This window comes from Serratia proteamaculans, assembly GCF_946227095.1.
In the GTDB taxonomy this organism is placed as follows: domain Bacteria; phylum Pseudomonadota; class Gammaproteobacteria; order Enterobacterales; family Enterobacteriaceae; genus Serratia; species Serratia proteamaculans_E.
The window spans coordinates 171,969-194,318 of the sequence record NZ_CAMISV010000003.1 but is presented as its reverse complement, the minus strand read 5'-3'; the positions used below and the strand labels follow the sequence as shown (position 1 = coordinate 194,318).

Annotated in this window: 18 protein-coding genes; 6 read left to right on the top strand and 12 right to left on the bottom strand. The window is 55.2% G+C overall.

Translation table 11 applies throughout. The annotated features are described in order from the left end of the window. Window positions 1-672: 672 nt before the first annotated feature. The 5 genes from pqqU to putP form a co-directional block, all read right to left on the bottom strand. On the bottom strand, window positions 673-2,820 hold the full coding sequence (gene pqqU / locus OC597_RS07525; protein WP_261284869.1) for a TonB-dependent receptor PqqU: 2,148 nt from the start codon (window positions 2,818-2,820) through the stop codon (window positions 673-675). 210 nt (window positions 2,821-3,030) lie between these two features. Then, window positions 3,031-4,329, bottom strand: a complete 1,299-nt coding sequence (gene efeB, locus OC597_RS07520) for an iron uptake transporter deferrochelatase/peroxidase subunit (protein ID WP_262208240.1) — start codon at window positions 4,327-4,329, stop codon at window positions 3,031-3,033. Between the two features lie 10 nt (window positions 4,330-4,339). Further along, window positions 4,340-5,476, bottom strand: a complete 1,137-nt coding sequence (efeO, locus tag OC597_RS07515; protein ID WP_261256324.1) for an iron uptake system protein EfeO — start codon at window positions 5,474-5,476, stop codon at window positions 4,340-4,342. 19 nt (window positions 5,477-5,495) lie between these two features. Beyond that, complete coding sequence (gene efeU / locus OC597_RS07510) at window positions 5,496-6,341, bottom strand: iron uptake transporter permease EfeU (RefSeq protein ID WP_261284872.1); 846 nt, start codon at window positions 6,339-6,341, stop codon at window positions 5,496-5,498. A gap of 251 nt (window positions 6,342-6,592) precedes the next feature. Continuing rightward, window positions 6,593-8,077, bottom strand: coding sequence for a sodium/proline symporter PutP (gene putP, locus OC597_RS07505; protein ID WP_261256321.1), 1,485 nt, complete (start codon window positions 8,075-8,077; stop codon window positions 6,593-6,595). A gap of 546 nt (window positions 8,078-8,623) precedes the next feature. Between putP and putA the strand changes: the two genes are divergently transcribed. From putA to OC597_RS07490, 3 genes are all read left to right on the top strand, one after another. Next, window positions 8,624-12,595 carry a trifunctional transcriptional regulator/proline dehydrogenase/L-glutamate gamma-semialdehyde dehydrogenase gene (putA, locus tag OC597_RS07500; RefSeq protein ID WP_262208237.1) on the top strand — a complete coding sequence of 1,324 codons (3,972 nt, stop codon included), beginning with the start codon at window positions 8,624-8,626 and terminating at the stop codon, window positions 12,593-12,595. A gap of 164 nt (window positions 12,596-12,759) precedes the next feature. Then, window positions 12,760-12,942 (top strand): type II toxin-antitoxin system HicA family toxin, encoded by a 183-nt coding sequence (locus OC597_RS07495; protein ID WP_261256318.1) that lies wholly within the window; start codon window positions 12,760-12,762, stop codon window positions 12,940-12,942. Between the two features lie 28 nt (window positions 12,943-12,970). Further along, the gene (locus OC597_RS07490; protein ID WP_261256316.1) at window positions 12,971-13,384 is read left to right on the top strand and encodes a type II toxin-antitoxin system HicB family antitoxin; all 414 of its coding nucleotides are present in this window, start codon (window positions 12,971-12,973) and stop codon (window positions 13,382-13,384) included. A 32-nt stretch (window positions 13,385-13,416) separates the two neighbouring features. Here OC597_RS07490 and tcyN read toward each other — a convergent pair whose 3' ends face one another. The 7 genes from tcyN to OC597_RS07455 all read right to left on the bottom strand — a co-directional run bounded on the left by tcyN (window position 13,417) and on the right by OC597_RS07455 (window position 19,595). Then, window positions 13,417-14,172, bottom strand: a complete 756-nt coding sequence (gene tcyN / locus OC597_RS07485; protein ID WP_261256315.1) for an L-cystine ABC transporter ATP-binding protein TcyN — start codon at window positions 14,170-14,172, stop codon at window positions 13,417-13,419. Between the two features lie 3 nt (window positions 14,173-14,175). Then, window positions 14,176-14,838 carry a cystine ABC transporter permease gene (gene tcyL, locus OC597_RS07480; protein WP_037419074.1) on the bottom strand — a complete coding sequence of 221 codons (663 nt, stop codon included), beginning with the start codon at window positions 14,836-14,838 and terminating at the stop codon, window positions 14,176-14,178. Next, complete coding sequence (gene tcyJ, locus OC597_RS07475; protein ID WP_135317005.1) at window positions 14,838-15,638, bottom strand: cystine ABC transporter substrate-binding protein; 801 nt, start codon at window positions 15,636-15,638, stop codon at window positions 14,838-14,840. The genes tcyL and tcyJ overlap by 1 nt, the downstream gene beginning before the upstream one ends. 114 nt (window positions 15,639-15,752) lie before the next feature. After that, complete coding sequence (locus OC597_RS07470; protein ID WP_261256312.1) at window positions 15,753-16,745, bottom strand: D-cysteine desulfhydrase; 993 nt, start codon at window positions 16,743-16,745, stop codon at window positions 15,753-15,755. 127 nt (window positions 16,746-16,872) lie between these two features. Next, a complete protein-coding gene (fliZ, locus tag OC597_RS07465; protein ID WP_099064620.1) occupies window positions 16,873-17,382 on the bottom strand; it encodes a flagella biosynthesis regulatory protein FliZ in 510 nt (169 codons plus the stop codon). 57 nt (window positions 17,383-17,439) lie between these two features. Beyond that, entirely contained in the window at window positions 17,440-18,162 is a 723-nt protein-coding gene (locus tag OC597_RS07460) for an RNA polymerase sigma factor FliA (protein WP_112349645.1), read from the bottom strand. 185 nt (window positions 18,163-18,347) lie between these two features. Next, window positions 18,348-19,595, bottom strand: coding sequence for a FliC/FljB family flagellin (locus tag OC597_RS07455; protein WP_262208231.1), 1,248 nt, complete (start codon window positions 19,593-19,595; stop codon window positions 18,348-18,350). Window positions 19,596-19,876: 281 nt separating this feature from the next. On the opposite strand from OC597_RS07455, the gene fliD reads away from it, so the two are divergent. The 3 genes from fliD to fliT are packed head-to-tail and all read left to right on the top strand — an operon-like array spanning window position 19,877 to window position 22,079. Then, window positions 19,877-21,274 carry a flagellar filament capping protein FliD gene (fliD, locus tag OC597_RS07450; RefSeq protein WP_262208229.1) on the top strand — a complete coding sequence of 466 codons (1,398 nt, stop codon included), beginning with the start codon at window positions 19,877-19,879 and terminating at the stop codon, window positions 21,272-21,274. A 26-nt stretch (window positions 21,275-21,300) separates the two neighbouring features. Continuing rightward, window positions 21,301-21,711, top strand: a complete 411-nt coding sequence (gene fliS, locus OC597_RS07445) for a flagellar export chaperone FliS (RefSeq protein WP_085117266.1) — start codon at window positions 21,301-21,303, stop codon at window positions 21,709-21,711. Beyond that, window positions 21,711-22,079, top strand: coding sequence for a flagella biosynthesis regulatory protein FliT (fliT, locus tag OC597_RS07440; protein ID WP_085117267.1), 369 nt, complete (start codon window positions 21,711-21,713; stop codon window positions 22,077-22,079). The genes fliS and fliT overlap by 1 nt, the downstream gene beginning before the upstream one ends. Window positions 22,080-22,350 lie beyond the last annotated feature (271 nt).

Here is a 22,350-nt window from a genome sequence, read left to right as displayed (position 1 = left end):
AGTTTGTTTCACCTACCGCAGCGGTCTGGACCGCGCGATTATGTTTCACACACAGATTAGGTTTTGGCTCCCTTTTGAGCCAACAATAGCCAAGAGTAAAAGTGAATACGCGGCGGGCGTTTCGGCACACCGATTTTTCACGGGAGAACGCGATTGCGTAATTAAACCTAGAGTAAAAAGCGACAAGAATTTGGAATGACGAGCGTGCGGAGTGGTCAGGAAAAGAGAGTCGGAGAGAGAACCCTCGTTACAACGAGAAATCAGGAAAGGTCTGTTATTTGTTCTTTCTAGCCCAACCAAGGACTTTACCATTAGCGATCCCCGCAGTGTTATTTACAGCTTCGAGCTGTGCACCTTGTGAAAACTACCGCCAGATGATTACAGTATAATGACATTCAAACCTCGCGCGTTGCTAAAATGTAAAAAAATTTAATCTTTTTTGTTTTTAGCCGCGGCCAGAACACTATATCACGCTGATTACGTCATTCAATAAATTTTTTATATTGGTAATTATCAAATAGTTATGATTATAATCCGCAAATGACATTTTAGTTTCCTGATTAAATTTCGCACACTTCATAACCGCCCCGTCAGCAGAAATTTATTAATAAAAAAGGCGGGATAGCTCCCGCCCTGTCGCTGAAAGATCACGCCGATAAACTCACCCGGCGGTTACTCGAAGGTATAAGAAACGCTCAATCCGCCGCCCCAGTTTCTGCCCGGTGCCGGTTCGTAGTAACGGCCATTGCCTTCATTGACGATCACCGAACCGACATATTGACGGTCAAACAGGTTATCTACCCGGCCAAAGACGTTAAGCATCCAGTTGCCCAGCGGATAACGGTAACCGGTATTTAAGCCGACGGTCGTATAGGCCGGAGCCTGTTCGCTATTGGCGTCATTAACCTCGATATCGCTCATATAGCGTACCTCGGCCCCGGCATACCACCCTTCCGGCGGTGACCAGGCCAACGAGGCATAACCCATGTTGCGCGCAATGCCCGGCATCCGGTTGCCGCTGGGTACCATGTTGGCCGCCGAACACTGGCTATCACCACAAACATCGTCGCGGTAGCGCGCATCCAGCAGCGTCCAGGCTAACTGTAGCCGCCAGTCATAAGCGAACTGCTGATCCAGCGCCAGTTCAAGCCCACGTCTGCGTGTCTGTCCGGCGTTTTTGTAGCTGCTGCGTCCGTTGCTGCTTTCATCAACCACAATTTCGTTGCTGGTGTCGGTCTGGAACACTGCGGCGGTCAGCAAGCCATTGCCAATACGGGTTTTACTGCCGAATTCTACCGTATCGCTGGTCGAGGGGTTCAGGCCGAAGTTGAGCCCGGACTGATTGCCGGAACGGTAAGACAGTTCATTAATGGTCGGGGTCTCAAAGCCACGACCGGCGGAAAGATACAGGTTCCAGCCGCTCATCACCGCATAGTTAAGGGAACCGGCCGGTAGCCACTTATGATAACTGGCGTTACCGCTGTCATCGCCATTAGCGCCAGTGATGTAGTGATCGTTGGAGTCGAAATTGACGGTGCTGTAACGCATACCGACATCCAGCGTCAGCTGTTGCGTCAGCTGCCACGAAGTTTGCAAATAAGGGTCGAGGTTCCACATCAGGTTGCGTTCATTACGGCGCAGCGCCCCCTCGGTGCCAAGCTCGGTTACGCCGTTGACCTGAGTAAAGTTTTCATACCCTTTGCGCTGCTCGGTCATGGTTTCATAGTCCAGCCCGCCGGTCAGGGTATAAGGCACACCCAGCTCGCCACGGTGCGTCCAGCGGGTATCAATCCCCTGATAATGACGCGTCAGGTCAATCACCCCGCCCGGATGCTGCGCACTGCGTTGCTGCACTGCGACCGGGATCGACTGGTACTGGGTGGTTTCGCGCTCACCGGCGTACATCATGATGCTCAGGTCATCATTGGCGCCCATCTGGCGCTCATAATGCAACCCGGCCTGGGTCTGTGACGTGGTTTTGCGCGTGTTGTACTGATCGGCTCGCGGTGCCTGGCGCGGATTATCGTGCCATTCGGCGGAGGTCAGGCCGCCCGGATCATTGGCATCAATATCGACGCTGTTAAACAGCAGCGTGAGGGTGCTGACATCGTCGATGCGTACGCCCAGCTTGGCATTACCGAGGTTTTTCTGCGCACCGCTGTGATCGCGGAACCCCTGGGTGGTGAAACGAGTGCCGGAAATAGTGTAGTTAACATCACCGGCGTGGGTGCCGTCGCCGGTCGCTCCGGTGGCCTTGACGCCATAGCGCCAGGTGCCGTAGCTGCCGAAATATGAGCTGGCCTCCAGGCGAGTCGGCTGCTGGCCGGTTTCGGTTTCCACATTCACCATACCGCCGGAGGCGTTACCATAAAGGGCGGAAAACGGCCCGCGCAGCACTTCCACCTTCTCGACCGAGTTAAGATCGATATTCGAGGTCTGCCCCTGGCCGTCCGGCATGGTGGCCGGAATACCGTCGACATAAATACGCACGCCGCGCACGCCATACATAGAACGGGCTCCGAAACCGCGCACCGACAGCTGTAAATCTTGCGCATAGTTCTGACGGTTCTGAATTTGTAAACCGGGCACGCTGCCCAAACTTTCCGACAGGTTGATCTGCGGTCTCGCCTCACGGATTTGATCGCCACTCACCACGCTGACGGCCGCCGGGGTTGAGAGTTCAGAAAGACCGCTGCGCTTGGCGGTGACCACCATGGTCTGTTCGCTGTCCTTGTCCTGCGCAAAGCTGGCAGAAACAGGCAGTAGGGCTGGAATAACCAGCGCCGAAACTGCCAACCGGTTTTTATGAGTGCTTTTCATCTGGAGAATGCCGTTAAAGGGATCGAAAGGTATGAACCATTTGGAACGTTATGGCCGACATGTTAATGCTTTCAACAAAAAATGAAAATAGTTACCTAATTAAAGCCCGTTCCCCCAATTGCGCAAGGACAGGGTTGATTTCAATAAACGGCGGTGCACGGCAGAGATCAGAAAAATGAGGCGGGGAAACCCCGCCTTGTAAGAGGTGGCTTAGGCTTTCAACAGGCCGCTGCCCAGGTAATCATTGGCGTCTTTTACCCCCGGCAACGCAAAGAAGTAACCGCCGCCGATCGGCTTGACGTACTCTTCCAACGCCTCACCGTTCAGACGTTTTTGCACCGTCAGGAAACCTTTTTCCAAATCGGCCTGATAGCAGACAAACAGCAACCCCATTTCCAGTTGACCTGAATTGGACACGCCAATGGAGTAGCTGTAACCCCGGCGCAGCAGCAAATTGCTCTGAGTTTGCGGCGTGCGTGGGTTTGCCAGGCGGATATGCGCATCCATCGGGATCAACTTGCCTTCAGGATCTTGCGCGTAATCCGGCTCGTCATGCTCATGCTTCATGCCGAGTGGCGCACCGCTGTGTTTGTCGCGACCGAAGATGGTTTGCTGTTCCTGCAACGGCGTGCGATCCCAAAACTCCACGTGAAAGCGGATAATGCGCGCGGCCTGATAGCTGCCACCTACCGCCCATGCGGGTTCTCCGGCGTTATCCGCCACCCATACCACCTGATCCATCAGCGGTTTATCGCTGGTTTTCGGGTTGGCGGTGCCGTCTTTAAAGCCCAGCAGGTTGATCGGTGTTTCTTTACCTTTACTACGTGCGGCGTGGGCAGAAATAAACCCTTCCCGCTTCCAGCGCACGCTGAGCAGATCCGGCGAATGCTTGATAATGTCGCGCAGCGCGTGGATCACCGTTTCATTGGTATTGGCGCAAATCTGCAACACCAAATCCCCGTGGCATAGGCTGGCGTCAAGCGAGTCGTTAGGGAAGCGCGTCATTTTTTGCAGACGCAGCGGTTTTTGTGCCTGCACCCCGAAACGTTCGTCAAACAACGAAGTGCCGACCGACACGGTGATGGTCAGGTTATCAGGATAAATCTCCGGCCCCATAATGCCCGAATCGAGCGGTGGCAACTTGGGATCCACCTCCGGTGCCCTGCCGCCGGTAGTCAGGAAGGCAATGCGGGTAGTCAACAGCCGGAACAGCCGCTCCAAATCCTGCTTGTTGCTGGCCAGCACGTCAAACGCCACCAGCATCATCGCAGCCTGCTGTGGCGTGAGGATCCCGGCCTGATGCGCGCCATAGAACGGTTGCTTCTGCCAACGTTCGCCCTGCGGCACCGCCAGCGGTTCTGCCACTTTATCTGCCGCCTGAGTCAGGCGGCTGCCGCCCAACGCCAGCACGCCCAGCCCCAATCCTTGCAGCAAACGACGGCGCGACGGTGATGCCGCGTCCTGCGGCTGTGGATGCGGCCCGTTTGCCGGGCCGATCTTGTTACTCATTATGCTTGCCTCAATCCAGACCCAGAACGCCACGCAGTTGTGACAAGTCTTCCGCCAGGGTGGTGATTGGCCCTTTCATGGCATTGCGATCGGCATCGGTCAGCTTCTCGTAAGACTCATAGCCATCTTTGGTTTTGTACTTCGCCAGAATGGTATCAACGGTTTTAAAGTTGGCGTCGATCTTGTCCAGCAACGGCTTGTTGGCTTTGACCAGCAGCGGACGCAGCAGGTTAACGATTTTCTGCGCGCCGTCGACGTTAGCCTGGAAGTCCCACAGATCGGTGCGGCTATAACGGTCTTCTTCACCGCTGATTTTGCTCGCCGCCACTTCTTCGATCAGACCGGCTGCCCCGCCTACCACTTTGCTTGGTGGGAAGGTCAGATCGGTAACACGTTTTTGCAGCTCGACGGTATCGTTGTACAGTTGATCGGCGTATTTGCTCATGTCTTTGGTGGTGTTATCGGCAAACAGCGCTTTCTCCAGGCGGTGGAAACCGGTGAACTTCGGATCTTCCGCTTTCTTCTCGTAATCGTCTTCACGGGCGTCGATGCTGCCGTCCAAATCGGAGAACAGTTCGGCGATTGGCTCAATACGCTCGTAGTGCTGGCGTGTCGGTGCATAAAGTTTGCGTGCCAGCTCCACGTTGCCGGCCTTGACCGCGTCGGTGAACAGCTTGGTCTGTTTGACCAGCCCTTCTACTTCTTTGGTCACATAAACCTTGTATTCGGCAATTGGCCCAACCAAATCCATCGCATTCGGTTTACCGTCGGTGGCGGCGCCAGCAGCTGCGGTCACGATCAGTTTACCCTTCGGATTGCTGAGCAGCCCGCAGGTCATGTCGTATTCGCCCGCTTCCAGGTTGGCGGTCATCTTCTGGGTAAAGCCCGGCGCGATATTCTCGCGCTCTTCCACCACCATCACCCCTTTGAGGATTTCCCATTCAACGTTTTTCTGGCTGGTGTTGTGCACCACAAACTGGGTTTTACCGGCCGGTACCGTCAACTGCATCGGCTCACACTGTTTGTCGTTAACGGTAATCTTCACCTGCGGCACGTCCGCTGCCTGGGCGTTGATGCTTAGCGCGAACGCCGGGAGTGCCAGTAATGCTGCGTGCAACGCCTTGCGGCGGAATAATGGAGTCGACATACAAGATTCCCTATTAAAATTAATGATTGATTTTACGTTGCGCCGAAACCGCTGCCGGTTCCGCACGCTGCGGCAGGAAAAAGAAAATCAGCGCCGGGATCAGATACAGGAAATAGACCGCCACTTCGCTCACCGTTGGCGTTTCCTGGTAGCCGAAGATGCCTTCGAGCAGGGTGCCAAACAGCGAATGGGTCGACAGATGGTTGCTGAGATCGAACGCGATATCCTGGAAATGGTTCCACAGCCCGGCCTCGTGGAAGGCGCGGATCGCCCCGGCAGCCAGGCCGGCGGCAACGAACAGAATAAACAGGCTGGTCCATTTGAAGAATTTGGCCAGGTGCAGCTTCACGCCGCCCCAATAGATAGCCATACCCAGCACGATGGCAGCCACCAGACCGAGTACCGCACCGATCGGTGCTTCAATACCCACATCTTGCTGGAAGGCGGCCAGCAGGAAAAACACCGACTCCAGACCTTCACGAGCCACGGCAAAAAACACCATCGCCACCAGTGCCCAGCCCTGGCCTTTGCCGGAGTTGAGCGCGTTGTCGATTGCGCCTTCCAGATGTACCTTGACCGACTTGGACACCTTACGCATCCAGAACACCATATAGGTGAGGATCAGTACCGCTACCACCGCAACAATGCCTTCGAACAGCTCTTGCTGCTTTTGCGGGAATTCGCCGGTGGTTTCATTGATGAAAATGCCGAGCGCCAGGCACAGGGCAGCGGCAACAATCACCCCTATCCATACCACGCCTAGCCATTGACCCCGCTGGGTGCGTTTCAGGTAGCTGGCGATCAGGCTGACGATCAACGCCGCCTCCAGCCCCTCACGGAACATGATAAGGAAGGGAACAAACATAAATAATAACCCCTAAAAAGGCATCTGCTGCGAAGCGTCCGCACGCCGGAAATGGCGGCAACGCCAATGTAAAGAAAAGTAAAACACAACGATAGTGATTATCATTCTGGCTGGAATAAATACAAGGGCCGCAAGGGTGATTTTTTCTAATCAAATGTCGCCAGGTGTTTCAGGCAGATGACAGAAAACGACGAAATGAAAAATGACAAAGGGCGCATTAAGCGCCCTTTGAGACTCGTACTGCGCGGGGATTAAACGGTTTTGAACTCGGCTTCTGCCTGATCAAAACGTTCGGTGATAGTCGCCGAAGGCTGACGGCCCATCAGGCTCACCGTCACGATGGCGATACAAGCAAACAGGAAGCCAGGGATGATTTCATACAGATCCAACCAGGCAAACTGTTTCCAGACGATCACCGTCACCGCCCCGACCAACATACCGGCCAATGCGCCATTACGGGTCATGCGTGACCACATTACCGAGATCAACACCACCGGACCAAAGGCCGCACCGAAGCCGGCCCAGGCGTAGCTCACCAGACCCAGTACGCGGTTTTCCGGGTTCGCCGCCAGCGCGATGGCAATCAACGCCACCACCAGCACCATAAAGCGCCCGACCCACACCAGCTCACGCTGGCTGGCACCTTTACGCAGGAAGGCTTTGTACAAGTCTTCGGTAATCGCGCTTGAACACACCAACAGCTGGCAGCTCAGAGTACTCATCACCGCCGCCAAAATGGCCGACAGCAGAATACCCGCCACCCATGGGTTGAACAGAATCATCGCCAGCTCGATAAACACGCGTTCACCGTTCTGCGACACATTGCCCGCCTGATCCGGGTTGTTGGCGAAGTAGGCAATACCGAAGAAACCGACGGCAATGGTCCCCGCCAGACACAGGATCATCCAGGTCATACTGATGCGGCGTGCGCTGCGAATGGTGCGGTGAGAATCCGCCGCCATAAAGCGCGCCAGAATGTGCGGCTGACCGAAGTAACCCAATCCCCAACCCAGCAGTGAGAGGATCGCTACAAAGTTCAGGCCTTTCAGCATGTCGATATTGGCCGGATTCTTGGCCTCAATCACCATCATTGAGGTATCGATGCCGCCTACCGCGAAAATAACAATCACCGGCGTCAGGATCAGCGCGAAAATCATCAGGCTGGCCTGCACGGTATCGGTCCAGCTCACCGCCAGGAATCCACCGATAAAGGTATAGAGGATAGTGGCTGCAGCACCGGCCCACAGTGCGGTTTCGTAGCTCATCCCGAAAGTGCTTTCGAACAAACGCGCACCGGCCACGATGCCGGAAGCACAGTAGATGGTGAAGAACACCAGGATAACGATGGCGGAAATCACCCGCAGCAGCTTGCTGTTGTCTTCAAAACGGCTGGTGAAGTAATCCGGCAGCGTCAGGGCATTATTGTTGGCTTCGGTATGCACACGCAGCCGCCCCGCCACCAGCTTCCAGTTAAAGTAAGCGCCGATCGTCAGACCAATGGCAATCCAGCTTTCGGAGATGCCGGACAGGAAGATGGCGCCCGGCAGGCCCATCAGCAACCAGCCGCTCATATCAGATGCGCCGGCAGAGAGCGCGGTCACTACGCTGCCCAGGCTACGACCGCCCAGAATGTAGTCGTCAAAGTTATTGGTTGCCCGGTAGGCAAGTAAGCCGATTAACACCATCCCGAAGATATACACCAGGAAGGTCACCAGCATCGGTGTGCTCATTGTCATGAAATTCTCCACTCTCATTATTATTTCGCGCTGTATTGCGATAGTTACTGCTTGCCAATCCGCCGGAACGTGGCGAAATTGCAGGTTCCCCGCAGGTGAAAATAGTTTCCGCCCGCAATTGTCTGGCCGACGGCTATCCTAGATGACCTGTTCATTATCCAACAAGATATTTAACAACAAAGTTACACAAAGTTTACCCTGCGTCACATTTAACCGCTCTCAGGGTTACACCTTTCACCCTCAAACAGAGTTGCACCTCATACAAATCCAGCCTTACCCCTGATATCACTGGGGGAAATGCGCTTAAACTCCGGAGTCATAACCCGTGAATCAAGACGTTCAGCAAGAACCATGCCGATTATTGATGTTAAAAAATCGATGGAACTCACACTTCAATCATCAGCCTGATTTAACACGGTTGCACAAAGTTGCAACATGCTGGATATTGTCTGCATTCATCACGACACACAACGCACGAACCTATCCCCGCAGCCTCTCTGGCCCGCAGTTTGTGTATAGGTTCTTAAACACAGGAGTTGGATTGGCATGGGCACTACCACCATGGGCGTAAAGCTCGACGAGGCAACTCGCGATCGCATTAAAAGCGCAGCACAGAGTATCGATCGCACGCCGCACTGGCTGATCAAACAGGCCATTTTCAATTATCTCGAGCGTCTCGAGAACGGTTCCGAACTGCCTGAAATTCCTGCTGTTGCCGCTGCCGGCCAGACCGAAGCGGACGACATTATGCCGCAAGTGCAGGAAGAGTCCCACCAGCCATTCCTTGAATTTGCTGAACAAATCCTGCCGCAGTCGGTTAACCGCGCCGCCATCACCGCGGCCTATCGTCGTCCTGAGACCGAAGCGGTTCCGATGATGCTCGAACAGGCGCGTTTACCGGCCGATCTTGCCAAAGCCACCCATAAGATGGCTTACAACATCGCCGAGAAGCTGCGTAACCAAAAAAGTGCAAACGGCCGCGCCGGTATGGTGCAAGGTCTGCTGCAAGAGTTCTCACTCTCCTCACAGGAAGGCGTGGCGCTGATGTGCCTGGCGGAAGCCCTGCTGCGTATTCCGGACAAACCAACCCGTGATGCGCTGATCCGCGACAAAATCAGCAATGGCAACTGGCATTCCCACCTCGGCCGCAGCCCATCGATGTTCGTGAACGCCGCCACCTGGGGCCTGCTGTTCACCGGCAAGCTGGTTTCAACCCATAACGAAGCCAACCTGTCACGCTCGCTGAACCGCATTATCGGCAAGAGCGGTGAACCCTTAATCCGTAAAGGCGTGGACATGGCGATGCGCCTGATGGGCGAACAGTTCGTCACCGGCGAAACCATCGCCGAAGCGCTGGCCAACGCCCGCAAGCTGGAAGACAAAGGCTTCCGCTACTCCTACGACATGCTGGGTGAAGCCGCCCTGACCGAAGCCGACGCTCAGGCCTATCTGGTGTCCTACCAGCAGGCGATTCACGCGATCGGCAAAGCGTCTAACGGTCGTGGTATCTATGAGGGCCCGGGTATTTCGATCAAGCTCTCTGCCCTGCACCCGCGCTATAGCCGTGCGCAGTACGAACGCGTCATGGAAGAGCTTTACCCACGCCTGCTGTCATTGACCCTGCAAGCGCGCCAATATGATATCGGCATCAATATCGACGCCGAAGAAGCCGACCGCCTGGAGATCTCACTCGATCTGCTGGAGAAGCTGTGCTTCGAGCCACAGTTGGCCGGCTGGAACGGCATCGGCTTCGTGATCCAGGCCTATCAAAAACGCTGTCCGTTCGCCATCGACGCGGTGATCGACATGGCGCAGCGCAGCCGCCGTCGCCTGATGATCCGTCTGGTGAAAGGCGCTTACTGGGATAGCGAGATCAAACGCGCCCAAATGGACGGGCTGGAAGGCTATCCGGTCTACACCCGCAAGGTTTACACCGACGTCTCCTACCTGGCCTGCGCCCGCAAACTGCTGGCGGTGCCCAATCTGATTTATCCGCAGTTCGCCACCCATAACGCCCACACCCTGAGCGCGATTTACCATATGGCGGGCAACAACTACTACCCAGGTCAGTATGAGTTCCAGTGCCTGCACGGCATGGGTGAACCGTTGTATGAGCAGGTGGTGGGCAAAGTAGCCGACGGCAAGTTAAACCGTCCGTGCCGTATCTATGCCCCGGTCGGTACCCATGAAACGCTGCTGGCGTACCTGGTGCGCCGCCTGCTGGAAAACGGCGCCAACACCTCGTTCGTTAACCGTATCGCCGACGCTACCCTGCCGCTTGACGAACTGGTGGCCGATCCGGTCGGCGCAGTTGAAGCCATGGCCGCCAGCGAAGGGCAAATTGGTCTGCCGCATCCACGTATCCCGCTGCCGCGCGAGCTGTATGGCGAGAAACGCACCAACTCCAGCGGTCTGGACTTGTCCAACGAACAGCGTCTGGCTTCTCTGTCCAGTGCATTGCTGAGCAGCGCTACTCAGCCATGGCGTGCCGAGCCGATTATCGATGCCGAGCTGGATCAGGGCGTGGAACAACCGGTGATTAACCCTGCCGAACCGGGTGATATCGTCGGTTACGTGCGTGAAGCCACCGAAGGGGAAGTCAGCCGGGCGCTCGACGCCGCTGCCGCTGCCGGCCCAATCTGGTTCGCCACGCCACCGTCGGAGCGCGCCGCCATTCTTGAACGCGCCGCAGAACTGATGGAAGGCCAACTGCAAAGCCTGTTGGGTATTCTGGTACGTGAAGCGGGTAAAACCTTTAACAACGCCATCTCCGAAGTGCGTGAGGCAGTCGATTTCCTGCATTACTACGCCGGTCAGGTGCGTGATGACTTCGCCAATGACAGCCACCGCCCGCTGGGCCCGGTAGTTTGTATCAGCCCGTGGAACTTCCCACTGGCGATCTTCACCGGCCAGATTGCCGCGGCGCTGGCGGCAGGCAACAGCGTGCTGGCCAAACCGGCCGAGCAAACTCCGCTGATCGCCGCACAGGCAGTACGCATTCTGCTGGAAGCCGGCATTCCCCAGGGCGTGCTGCAATTGCTGCCAGGCCAGGGTGAAAGCGTCGGCTCAGTGCTGGTCAATGATGCCCGCGTCCGTGGCGTGATGTTTACCGGCTCCACTGACGTTGCCGGTATTTTGCAACGCAGTATCGCCGGTCGTTTGGATCCGCAAGGTCGCCCAACGCCGCTGATCGCCGAAACCGGGGGGCTGAACGCGATGATCGTCGACTCTTCCGCCCTGACCGAACAGGTGGTGACCGACGTGGTCGCCTCCGCCTTCGACAGCGCCGGTCAACGTTGTTCCGCCCTGCGTATCCTGTGCATTCAGGAAGACGTGGCGGACCATACGCTGCAAATGCTGCGCGGTGCGATGGCCGAGTGCCGCATGGGTAACCCGGAACGCCTGTCTACCGACATCGGGCCGGTGATCGACGCCGAAGCCAAAACCGGCATCGAACGCCATATCCAGGCAATGCGTGCCAAGGGCCGCAAGGTCTATCAGGCGGCGAAAGGCAATACACAGGATGAGAAAGAGTGGTCACGCGGGACCTTTATCAAGCCAACGCTGATCGAGCTGGACAGCTTCGACGAGCTGCAAAAAGAGATCTTCGGCCCGGTGCTGCACGTGGTGCGCTTCCAGCGCTCCAACCTGGAGTCATTGGTCGATCAGATCAACGCCGCCGGTTACGGTCTGACGCTGGGTATTCACACCCGAATCGATGAGACCATCGCACGCGTCACCGAACGTGCCAAGGTGGGTAACCTGTACGTTAACCGCAACATGGTTGGTGCCGTGGTCGGCGTGCAGCCGTTTGGTGGCGAAGGTCTGTCCGGCACCGGTCCGAAAGCCGGTGGCCCGCTGTACCTGTACCGCTTGCTGGCTAACCGTCCGGATGACGCGGTGCTGCGTACCCTGAGCCGTCAGGACGACGAACGCCCACTGGAAGCCACCGCGCGCCCACAGCTGCTCAAAGCCCATCAGGCGCTGGAGCAGTGGGCAATTGCCGAAAAACAGGCGGAACTGGTGACGCTGGCACAACGCTACGCCGAACTGGGCCAGGGCGGTACCCTACGCCCGCTGCCAGGCCCAACCGGCGAGCGCAACACCTATGCCTTGCTACCGCGTGAGCGCGTACTGTGCCTGGCCGATAACGAAGCCGATGCCCTGACTCAGTTGGCTGCGGTACTGGCAGTCGGCAGCAGCGTGCTGTGGCCGGAAGCCGAGTTGCAACGCGCCCTGTACCGTCGCCTGCCGGCTGCGGTTCAGGCCAGCATCAGCTTCAGCAAAGACTGGCAGCAGGACAAGGTGGAGTTTGACGCCGCCATTTACCACGGCGATGCCGATCAGTTACGTACTCTGTGCGAGCAAATCGCCCAGCGCAGCGGCGCGATCGTTTCGGTACAGGGCTTTGCCCACGGCGAAACCAATATCCTGTTGGAACGCCTGCTGATCGAACGCTCGCTGAGCGTTAACACCGCCGCTGCCGGCGGTAACGCCAGCCTGATGACCATTGGTTAACCTCTGACAGCGGGTTACCGAGAAAGGTAACCCAGTATGCGAGGCTTCACGCAAACCCTGCACAGGTGCAGGGTTTTTTATTGTCTGCCTGAAATTTGCACGTTAGCGTATCAATCCCGTTGCCACGAAGTGTGTATGGTGTGTACATTAAGGATAATGACCGCGTGAAAAGTTCAGAGCTGATCAAGCTGCTAGAAAATAGCGGCTGGGTTTTAGAACGGATAAAGGGAAGCCACCATCAGTTTAAACACCCGAACTTTCCTCTGGTGATCACCGTTCCGCATCCCCGCAAGGATCTCAAACCGGGAACTCTGCGCCAAATAATGAAAGATGCAGGGTTGTGTTGACTCGTGCCAAGCGTTAGCAGGAGAAGCTATGTTCTACCCCTCTTATATACACTCAGATCCAGATGGCAGCGCCAGCGGCTTCTTTCCCGACGTACCGGGCTGCTATTTTGCCGGTAACACCCTGGATAAAACCTTCGAAGACGCAAAGAAAGCGCTAGATGCACATTTTGAATGTTTAAGCGAAGACAACCAGCCGATACCCCGCCCACAATCTGTTGCCTTTCACCTGGCGCAGGAAAGTGACACCCTGATCGGCGGGCAATGGCTGCTGGTTGATATCAATATGGATAAGTTTGATGGGCGAGCAGAGCGCATAAATATCACTTTGCCGCACCGCTTGTTGAACCGCATCGATTCGCTGGTGCAACAACATCCGGCTTACGGTAGCCGCAGTGCATTTCTCGCCACGGCTGCACGCAATGAGTTATTAAAAGCCATTTAGTAGCCGGTTCAGGGGGCCAGGCCCCCTGGACGTTACGACTGATTCAGAAATTTATCGAGGAATTGCTGGGTGCGCTGGTGTTGCGGATTGGCGAACAGCTCTTTCGCCGGGCCCTGCTCAACGATACGGCCGTGATCCATAAAGATGGCGCGGTCGGCCACGTCACGGGCAAAGCTCATTTCGTGCGTCACGATCACCATGGTGCGCTTTTCTTCAGCCAGCGAACGGATGGTGTTGAGCACTTCGCCCACCAGTTCTGGATCGAGTGCAGAAGTCGGTTCATCGAACAGGATCACTTCCGGCTGCATCGCCAGCGCGCGGGCAATCGCCACCCGTTGTTGCTGCCCGCCGGAAAGACGACGTGGATAGGCCGACTCTTTGCCGTTCAACCCCACCTTCGCCAACAATGCCCGCGCACGCTGTTCTGCGCTGGCTTTTGACTCGCCTTTAACGATGACCGGGCCTTCAATTATGTTCTCCAGCACCGAACGGTGCGGGAACAGATTGAAGCTCTGGAACACAAAGCCCACTTGCTGGCGCAACTCACGCACCTGTTTTTTCTGTTTGCTCAGCGGTTTGGAACTGTCGATCTGAATATCGCCAACGCGGATCGTACCGGAGTCCGGCACCTCCAACAGATTGATACAGCGCAACAAGGTGGTTTTACCCGAGCCGCTGGGCCCGATAATCGCCACCACTTCACCCGCACTGACCTCCAGGTCGATCCCATGCAGCACCGTTTGACCTTTGAACTGCTTGGTCAGCTGTTTCACTTCAATGGCACTCATGTGTTACTCCTGATCCTGGCGGTTGACGTGGGCTTCCAGACGATTTTGCAGCGCAGAAAGCAAAGTCGCCATCACCCAGTAAATCAGCGAGGCCGCCAGATACATGGTGAACACTTCCAGCGTACGCGAGGTAATCAACTGCGCCTGACGGAACAGCTCCGGTACCTGAATGGTCGCCGCCAGCGAGGTGTCTTTCACCAGGCCGATAAAGCTGTTGCCCAGCGGTGGCAATGCGGTGCGCGCTGCCTGCGGCAGGATCACCCGACGCAGCGTCTGCCAACGAGTCATGCCGATGCTGGCCGCGGCTTCCCACTGTCCTTTTTCGATCGACGAAATCGCCGCACGCAGGGTTTCCGAGGTATAGGCTGCCGTATTCAGCGACAGGCCAATCAGCGCCGCCGGGAAGGGATCAAACTCGATGCCGAACTGTGGCAGACCGTAGTAAATCATGAACAGCTGGGCAATCAGCGGCGTGCCACGGAACAGCGACACGTAGAAGCGCGACAGCCACGACAGCGGCCATAACGGCGAAAGGCGCATCAGCGCCAGCAGAAAACCGAGCAGTAAACCGAGCGCCATGCCCCCCAGACTGAGCTGGAGAGTGAGTATCGCGCCCCTCAATAAAAATGGCGCTGAATCCAGCGCCAGTTGGATACTTTCGTGCATTATTTAGTTACGTCCGCGCCAAACCATTTGTCAGAGATCTTCGCCAGCGTGCCGTCTTTTTGCATTTCGGCAATCGCCTGGTTAATCGCGGCCAGCAGTTCCGGGTTGTTTTTACGCACCGCAACGCCAGACTCCTGACGAGAGAATGCCGGACCGGCTACCGCCAGCGTATCGCCGGTTTTCTTCACCAAATCCAACGCCGCCAGACGGTCAACCAGAATGGCATTGATACGGCCTACGCGCAGATCCTGGTATTTGGTCGGGTCATCATCATAGGTGCGCACGTCCACGCCCTGCACATTGTCACGCAGCCACTGTTCGTAGTTGGTGCCCAGACCGACGCCGACTTTTTTGCCTTTCAGATCTTCCGGCTTGGTGATGGTGCCTTCATTGCCCTTCTTCACCAGCGCCTGGATACCGGAGACGGTGTAAGGCGTGGAGAAATCATATTTCTTCTGACGCTCCGGGGAAATGGTCACCTGGTTGATCACCACGTCGATACGTTTTGAATCCAGCGAGGCCAGCATACCGTCCCACTTGGTCGGGTTCAGTTTGGCTTTAACGCCAAGATGCTGCGCCAGCGCATTGGCGAAGTCCACCTCGAAGCCGGTCAGCTTGCCGTCTTCCCCCTGGAAGCTGAACGGCGGGTAAGTGCCTTCCAGCCCAACAACCAGAGTACCGTGATGCTTCACCTGCTCCAGCAGGTTATCGGCGGCATAGGTTTGCGTGCTCAACCCGGCGGTCAGCGCAACGCCCATCACGCCCAGCAGCAGTTGACGACGAACTTTAGAAAACATCATAAACACCCCATCTGTTGTTTATCTTTTTTGATATCAGCACTTTAACAGTGTGACCGCCTGCTTGAAGGAATATAACCTTATAAATATAGTTCAAAATGGAATAACAAACTCTGCTCACACCTGCGGATGGTAGGCGAAGAGCGCCGGTGCACCGCCGGTATGGATAAACAGGATCGGGCCGTCATCACGGAAACGCTGTTGGGCTATACCGTCGATCAGGCCAGCCATCGCCTTGCCGCTATACACTGGATCCAGCAACACCCCTTCCTGCTGCGCCAGCAGCTGTATGGCCGCCAGCCCTTCTTCATTCGGCATGCCGTACTGCGGCGCAAAATAATCATCCCACAGGGTGATGGACGCCAGTTCATCGATATCCAACGAACAGGCCAGCGCTTTTTGGATCAGTTCCACCTTGGGCAGTTGGTCGATGACTTTGCGTGAAACGGTCACACCGATCAGTTCAGTCTCCGGCAGCAATTGCTGCAGACCGACCGCCAGTCCGGCATGGGTACCGGCACTGCCGGACGCCACCACCACGGAGCTGAAAGCGACATTGCTGCGGCGACTCTGTTCGGCAATTTCCAGCGCACACTGTATGTAACCCAGCGCACCCAATGCATTAGAGCCGCCGACCGGCACCACATAAGGGCGGAAACCCTGTGCCTCCAGGCGCGTCGCCAAATCGGCCAATTGCTGCTGTGGGTCATGCAGCGCTTCACACATCTCCACCTGCGCGTTGAACAGCCCAAGCAGCAGGCGGTTACCGTTGGTCAGGTAATTTTCTTCCTGGGTGTCGATTGGGTTTTCCAGCAATGCTACGCAGTGCAGGCCCAGTTTGGCCGCCACCGCCGCCGTTTGACGCACGTGATTGGATTGGATAGCCCCGGCAGTGACCAGCGTATCGGCCCCCTGACGCAAGGCTTCGGCAGCCAGAAACTCCAGCTTTCTCAGTTTATTACCGCCCATCGCCATCGGCGTGACGTCGTCACGTTTGATGTAAATTTCACGGCCAAGGTAGTCTGAGAGGCGAGACAGTTTTTCGAGCGGTGTGGCAGAGCCGACTAAATCTAGGCGCGGGAACTGCGCCAATTTTTGTTGCAGATTCACAACTTCCCCCAGGGAATAAGGTATCAACAGCTAAACGATAGATTTAGCAGATGTGAACCTAATAATCACTCTTTATTAGTGATGGGGAGAAGACGAAAACCCCGGCTGGCGCGCCGGGGCGAGCGGATCAGTAGCTTTTTTGCCAGGCGAGATACTGGTCGTATTTACGCAGGGCAATACGGTAATTGTTGTGTGCCGCAGAAGGCAACTCTTCAATGATGCGCTGATGGCTGGCATTGCTGGCGAACTTGTCGGCCGGATAGTTGCGCTCCACCAGCATTTCATCCAGCCGACGCAGCCGCACCACGTATTCACGGATGGTGCTGTGGCTCATTTCGGTCTGTTCAAACAGATACTGCTTGAAGGCCATAATGTCGAAATAGCTCGGATGGCTGTTGCAGGAAATCTCACTGCAAAAACGGCACAGTGCGGTCAACTCATTTTGCACATTCAGCCAGACGTGATCGTCGATCGGCTGGTCCATACGCGCAATGGCGTCTTTGTTGATGATCTTGCCACGAAACACCAGCGCCATGCGATCCAATATCTTGCCGCACTGGGAACAATGAGTCTGGCTGTGTTTGTAATCTTTCAAATAACGGCTCAGCGGCCGTTTTTTCAACAGTATTGCTGGCATTAGGCAGTCCGGTTATCGCAAGGGTGATCGAGTTGAAGGCTCTGGGTTGAATACATGTCAGTTCTCGTTCGCCAGACGGGCACGCAGGCGTTTGATCGCCTGGCTGTGCAGTTGGCTGACACGCGATTCCCCCACGTCCAGCACGGCGCCGATCTCTTTCAGATTCAACTCTTCCTGGTAATACAGCGTCAGCACCATTTTTTCGCGTTCCGGCAATGCCTCAATGGCGTCGATCACCCGTTGGCGCAGATTGCCCTCCAGCAGATGATGTAACGGATTGGCCTCTTCGTGCCCTTCCAGCAGCGGCTCCGCGCTTTCACCATGCTCTTCCCGCCATTCGTCGTAGGAGAAGAGCTGGCTGTTATTGGTGTCCAACAGAATTTGACGGTACTCATCCAGTGACAGGTTTAGCGTCTGCGCCACTTCCACTTCGCTGGCCGGGCGGCCTAGCTGTTGTTCCAACTGACGCATCACCTGCGCTACTTCACGCGCATGGCGACGCACACTGCGTGGCACCCAATCACGGCTACGCAGCTCATCGAGCATCGCGCCACGGATACGTTGCACCGCATAGGTGGTAAAGGCGGTGCCTTGCAGGGCGTCGTAACGCTCGACGGCGTTCAACAACCCTATTCCCCCGGCCTGCAGCAGATCGTCAAGCTCCACGCTGGCGGGCAACCTGACCTGCAGGCGCAACGCCTCGTGGCGCACTAACGGAACGTAGCGCAACCAAAGAGAATTTTTGTCCATCACGCCTTCGGCGGTATACAAATCGCTCACTATGTCTAAAACCTGCGGATAAGAGAGTCAGCGCTATTATCCGTAGGGGGCAAAATGCCAATCGACTGAACAGTCGTACAAAACAGGCCTTATTTGCGCCATGCAATATCTGCACAACGCGCGACCATAAAAAAACCCCGCCGAAGCGGGGTTCTTTTTGCGACAGGTTAATCGGGGAGAGTCGATTAACGCAGCAGGGACAACACGTTCTGAGTAGACTGGTTAGCCTGTGCCAGAACAGAGGTGCCAGCCTGTTGCAGGATGTTGGCACGGCTCATGTTGGACACTTCGGTCGCGTAGTCAGCATCCTGAATACGGGACTGAGAAGCAGACAGGTTGTTCACGGTGCTGTTCAGGTTGTTGATAACAGAATCGAAACGGTTCTGTACCGCACCCAGAGAAGAACGCAGACCGTCAACCTGAGCCAATGCTTTGTCCAGAGTTGCCAGTGGGTCGGCAGTTTTAGGCTCAGAGCTCAACTCTTCGCCACGGGTAACCTTGCCATCGTTAGCAACAGCGGCTTTAAAGTATTTGCCGCCATCTTCGATCACAAAAGATTTGCCGCCATCGTAAGCTTTCAGGTTATCGGTATCAGCTTTAGCGCCGGATACCGCTACTTTCTCCTGTACGCTGCTGATGCTTGCAGAACCATCCAGGCTGGTTTTCAGTGTGCCAGCGGCAACTTTAGTGCCATCGATAGCGGTAACTTTACCATCGCTGCCCACGGTTGCCTTGTAGAAGTCACCGGCAGTATCCGCTGCATAAATATCGCCAGTTTTATCATCTTTGACGTATTTAGCCGGCGCATCAGCACCTGCTTTCTGAGTATTCGAGTCAATAGCAACGCTTTTGCCGGTAGGGGCTTCGGTCACAACAGCGCCAACTTTAGTTTTATCAATACCGCCGCTAACGCTGAAGGTTTCCAGACCCAGTTGTTTAGCATCGATTTTTTGCAGGTCGATATCGATGGTTTCGCCATCGTTAGCGCCAACCTGTATGGTCAGCTTCTGGTCGCTGCTCAGCACTTTCACGCCGTTGAAGTCGGTTTGTGCGGAGATACGGTTGATCTCGGACAGACGCTGGGTGATTTCGTCCTGGATGGATTTCAGGTCGCTGGAAGAGTTAGAACCGTTCTGAGACTGCACGGTCAGACGACGGATGTTTTGCAGGTTGTCGTTAACTTCGTTCAGTGCGCCTTCAGTGGTCTGTGACAGGGAGATACCGTCGTTAGCGTTACGAGAAGCCTGAGTCAGGCCTTTGATGTTAGCGGTGAAGCGGTTAGAGATTGCCTGACCCGCGGCATCGTCCTTGGCGCTGTTGATACGCAGACCAGAAGACAGACGCTCAATCGCAGTACCCAAAGAAGACTGTGATTTGTTCAGGTTGTTCTGCGCCATCAGCGACAGGCTGTTGGTGTTAATTACTTGTGCCATTGTATGCTTTCCTTACGAATCAGTTGCGATCTTCGCAATGTGGTTAAAAGGTTCGGGCTGCTTTGCCCACGGCGTCAACCACCGTCCCATCAGGTATCGGCCCTCCCCCTGCAACCTTTAGAAATTTTTTGTTTTTTTTTCGCTTATTGGCAATCGCAGAAATAACGCGGTTTTTCCTTCTTCTATTGCTCCATCACTTTTTTATTTTTTCGGTAAACTTTTTCTCCACTGGGCCGATAAACGCGTAAAGCGAATAAAGTCATGATTAAGGAGAATTACCAATGGCATCGATCAGTTCATTAGGCATCGGCTCAGGACTCGACCTCAACGGCTTGCTGGACAAGCTGAGCAAAGCGGAACAGCAGCGTCTGACCCCTTACACTACCCAGCAAACCAGCTACAACGCCCAGTTGACCGCTTATGGCACCCTGAAAGGCTCACTGGAAAAGTTTGATAATTTAAGTAAAGAGCTGGCGAAACCGACGTTTTTCAACAACACCACAGCCAGCAAACACGATCAGTTCACCATCACCACTACGGATAAAGCCGTGGCGGGTAACTACATCGTTAAGGTGAACGCGCTGGCCCAGCCGCAAACGCTGACCACCCAAACTCCGATTGCCGATCAGACAGCAAAATTGGGCACACCTGGCAACAGCGACCGCTCAATCACTATCACCGCCGGCAATCCGCAAAAAGACGTGAAGATCCCACTGAGTGACGACCAAACCTCATTGGTGGAAATGCGCGATGCGATAAACAACGCCAAGGCCGGTGTCAACGCCAGTATCATGCGTGTCGGGGACAACGACTACCAGTTGGCACTCAGCTCCACCACCACCGGGGAGAAAAACACCGTCTCGGTGCAGGTCAACAATGACGATAAGCTGGGCGCTATCCTCAACTACGACAACAAGGCCAAAAGCGGTGCGATGAAGCAAACCGTGGCCGGTCAGGATGCCGAGATCGAGGTTAACGGCACGCCGATCAAACGCAGTACCAACTCGATTGCCGATGCGTTGCAGGGCGTCACTATCGATCTGAAAACCACCACCAAAGCTGATGCACCACAGAACCTGGTGATCAGCACCGATAAAACCGGCACCGCCGACAAAATTAAAAGCTGGGTAGATAACTATAACTCGCTGCTGGACACCTTTAACTCGCTGAGCAAATTTACTCCGGTCAAAACCGGCGAAGCGCAGAATGCCAAAAACGGCGCGCTGCTGGGCGATAACACCCTGCGTGGCATTCAGTCGTCGATCAAAAGCGCACTCAGCGCCGCACAAGACAACCCGGAGCTGAAGGGTCTCGGCAATCTGGGGATTTCGACCAACACCAAAACCGGCAAGCTGGAGATCGACAGTACCAAACTGAACAAAGCCATCGATGAAAAGCCGGCACAGGTCGCCAACTTCTTCGCCGGTAACGGTAAAGACACCGGTATGGCCACAGAGATCCATAACGAGATCCAGAACTACATCAAGGCCGGCGGCATCATCGAGAACTCGACCAAAAGCATTAATACCAGCCTCGATCGCCTCAACAGTAAAATCACCACCGTGACGGCCAGCATTCAAAACACCATAGATCGCTATAAACAACAATTCGTTCAACTGGATACCATGATGTCCAAGTTGGGCAGTACAGGTAATTATTTAACCCAACAGTTCAAATAGAACTTTTTAACCAGGTAATAAATCGCATGTATAACCGAAGCGGAACTCAAGCCTACGCCCAGGTCAGTCTGGAAAGCGGCGTAATGAGCGCCAGCCCGCATCAGTTAATCGTGATGCTTTTCGACGGGGCGCTTAGCGCCCTGTTACGCGCACGCATTCTGATGAAACAGGGAGATATCGCCGGCAAGGGGCTGGCACTGTCAAAGGCCATCAATATTATCGATAACGGCCTGAAAAGCGGTCTCGACCCCCAGCAGGGCGGCGAAATGGCCGATAATCTGGCGGCGCTGTATGACTATATGAAGCGCCGCCTGATGCAGGCCAACCTGCATAATGACGAAGCGGCGATCGACGAAGTGGTCAAACTGCTGGAAAATATTGCCGACGCCTGGCGCCAGATTGGCCCCAATTATCACCCCTCTCAGGACGCCGTATAATGGAACGTCAACAGCAACTGCTAGCCGCGTATCAACAAATATATAGTCTGAGCAGCCAGATGATCGCCCTGGCGCAAACCGAAAGATGGGAAGATCTGATCGAATTGGAGCTGGCTTACGTGACGGCGGTGGAAAGCACCGCCGCCTTCACCGGTCAGGCCGGCCCGTCCATGGCGCTGCAGGAGTTGTTGCGCAATAAGCTGCAACAGATCCTGGACAATGAAACCGAGCTCAAACGCCTGCTGCAACAACGCATGGACCAATTGAAAGAATTGATCGGCCAGTCAACGCGGCAGAACGTGGTTAACAACACCTATGGCCAGTTTAACGACCGCGCCCTGCTGTTGGGAGAGCCGCAAATCAGATAAACGCTTAACAATAATGGTAATGGCGGAATAAATAGCAGCATGCACTATTATTCTCCGGTTAAGTCAGGATATTAATCCATGGCATTTGAATTATATACATTCAACATATTGATCACTCTGGGCCCGTAGGGCGAATATATTGCCCCGACTAACACGGGCGCAGCATGCAACGCCCCTACGAGGCGGATAAATATTACGCCGACACGGACGTTTTCTGTTCAGCAGGAAATTGATTTTTGATAGATAAAACACGTCGTTGTGTTTCACAACG